Annotated in this window: 3 protein-coding genes and 1 pseudogene; 2 read left to right on the forward strand and 2 right to left on the reverse strand. The window is 39.8% G+C overall.

What is annotated here, in order from left to right:
• Positions 1–196, reverse strand: a pseudogene (locus AP75_RS13750) (IS1182 family transposase); the annotation flags it as partial.
• A 402-nt stretch (positions 197–598) separates the two neighbouring features.
• On the opposite strand from AP75_RS13750, the gene AP75_RS13760 reads away from it, so the two are divergent.
• Entirely contained in the window at positions 599–898 is a 300-nt protein-coding gene (locus AP75_RS13760) for a type II toxin-antitoxin system RelE/ParE family toxin (RefSeq protein ID WP_031504549.1), read from the forward strand.
• Between the two features lie 4 nt (positions 899–902).
• The gene (locus AP75_RS13765) at positions 903–1,187 is read left to right on the forward strand and encodes an addiction module antidote protein (protein WP_031504551.1); all 285 of its coding nucleotides are present in this window, start codon (positions 903–905) and stop codon (positions 1,185–1,187) included.
• Positions 1,188–1,436: 249 nt separating this feature from the next.
• Here AP75_RS13765 and AP75_RS13770 read toward each other — a convergent pair.
• On the reverse strand, positions 1,437–2,313 hold an 877-nt coding region (locus tag AP75_RS13770), incomplete at its 5' end, for an IS91 family transposase (RefSeq protein WP_088264991.1).

Here is a 2,313-nt window from a genome sequence, read left to right on the forward strand (position 1 = left end):
CTAACAGTATCTTGAAAAAGACCACAGGATCGATGCTGTCCTGCCCGCAACGGCCGTAATAATGAGAGGTTGACTTGTAGAGGAAGCTAAAGGGTACTTCCTGACTGATTTTACGGTAGAAATCATCCTGGGGAACGAGCCCCTCCAGGCTGAGTTCGTAGAAGATTTTCGGTTCAAATGTTTTTCTGCCTTGCATACGCTAATTTACGGAGAATAAACGATATATACAATTGATTTTCAATATTTTAAACCCGTTTATAACCACATTTTCTATTTCTGAAATCTTTTTACCGTATCTTTGAAAAGAGGTTGTGCAACAGGCACATCGGTTTTGCAAAAGCGGGGGTGAATTTCTCTTGCGTTGAAAGTTTCGTCATTATTAGTCGCAAAAAACCATTTCGTTTTTTATTTTTTTGTAATTTTGAAAAAACGAAAATGGTTTTTGCGCGGGAAAGAATTTATAGAAAGTTTTGAACTTCTTAGCCCCGCCTTCGCAAAGCCGTTTCCCGTTGTACGAGATTTTATCCAAAAATTCCGCATAAAAGTTGTCGTTTAAAGAATTTTTTTTATTTTTGTATCCAAATGAATACAAACAAAAATGTACTTTATTGAAAAAACAAACGAATTTGATAAGTGGTTTAAGAAATTGAAGGATTTGAGAGCAAAGGCAAAGATTTTGTTCAGAATTCAGAAGTTGCAAGATGAAGAACACTTTGGAGAATGGAAACCTATTGGAGACGGAATAAATGAGTTGAAAATAAATTATGCTAAAGGTTATAGAATTTATTTCAAGGAGACAGACGGAAAAATAATAATCCTTTTAATTGGCGGAGATAAATCCACCCAAGAACAAGACATTAAAAAAGCAAAATATATTTGGAAAAAAATCGAAAAATAAGAAAATGGAAGTTTCAAAATTTGATATAGCAGATTATTTGGACAGCAATGAAATGATTGCTGAATACCTAAACATTGTTTTGGAAGAAGGCGATGATTCACAAATAATTGTCGCAATCGGTAATATTGCAAAAGCGATTGGAATGACAAAAATTGCGGAAGAAACGGGAATGAGCAGACCAAGTTTATACAAAGCGTTATCTGACGGTGCAAAACCTCAATTTTCAACAATTATGAAAGTTTTGAGAGCAGTCGGCGGACAAATTAGAGTAAATCCTGTAACCGCTTAAAAAAACCTCGTACAATAACTAAGCTTTCGTTTTGTCTGCAAGACAAGAAATGAAAGCCCGTTGAACGCAAGCTCCGGTGGCTTTTCAGCAGTATAATGGTCCTCTTATGGGGATGTCGTTTTTAGAATTTAGAGGTGCAAAGCAGTTTTTTCAGAAGAACTGCTTTTTTTGTGGCGTTGGGTAGCCTTTATTGGTGGATTTCAGCGGTTTTTCCTCGCTTCAGAACATAGGTTCCCTTACCCGCAAAGTTTATTTTGCAGACAGCGTTTGGGTAACGAAAAGAAAGTCCTGCGGCGGCCCCCGCTGCCCGAAAATAGCAATGGTCACCAGGTTTCCTTCCTTGCAACAGCGGCATTTTTTAAGCAAAGTCTGGGGAAGGAAAACGATTCTTTCGACTTTCAACTCTGCCTGTAAATTCTGCAGTTTCCCGCGTTTCCAGCTGCTACTCAGGATTCCATAATGCCTGATCCGCACAAACCTTTTTGGCAGAATATGCAGGGAGAACCTTCGCGCAAACTCTTCGTTGCTGAGGGTCATCTCCTTTTTTTCGCCACCTTTCCGGTAATCTTTGTAGCCAAAACGAACTTCTTTATCGGTAACTTCTTTGATGCGGTGATTGCTGATGGCGACTTTGTGGGTGTATCTGCCTAAATATTCAATCACCTGTTTCGGGCCGCCAAAAGGTCTTTTGGCATAGACGACCCAGTTCTTGGTAAAGAGTTTATCCATTAAATTGGAATCTTTTACTCCCGAAGTTCTCAATAAAGCCACAAACTTTGCCCGAAATACTTTGCTCATCGCTTTTACAGAGAAGAGATATTTATCGGTTCGTACTTTCTTTTTCCACTTTCCGTGATGATCAATTCCGCCGCCAGGAACAATGCAGTGCAGGTGCGGATGCAAGCTCAGGTTCTGTCCCCACGTGTGAACTATCGCAATCATTCCGAGCTGCATTCCTTCCGTTTTGCCAAACTGGTTTAATGTTGCCCAAGCTGCTTCAAACAATGTTTTGTAAATGAGTGTGGGATTGGCAATTGCCAAACCGTTCAGCTCTTCGGGAAGCGTAAAAACGAGATGATAATAGCTGCACGGCAGCAAGTCCGCTTCACGTTTCCGGATCCATTCT

It is taken from the genome of Kaistella haifensis DSM 19056, from assembly GCF_000735695.2.
Taxonomy (GTDB): Bacteria; Bacteroidota; Bacteroidia; order Flavobacteriales; family Weeksellaceae; genus Kaistella; species Kaistella haifensis.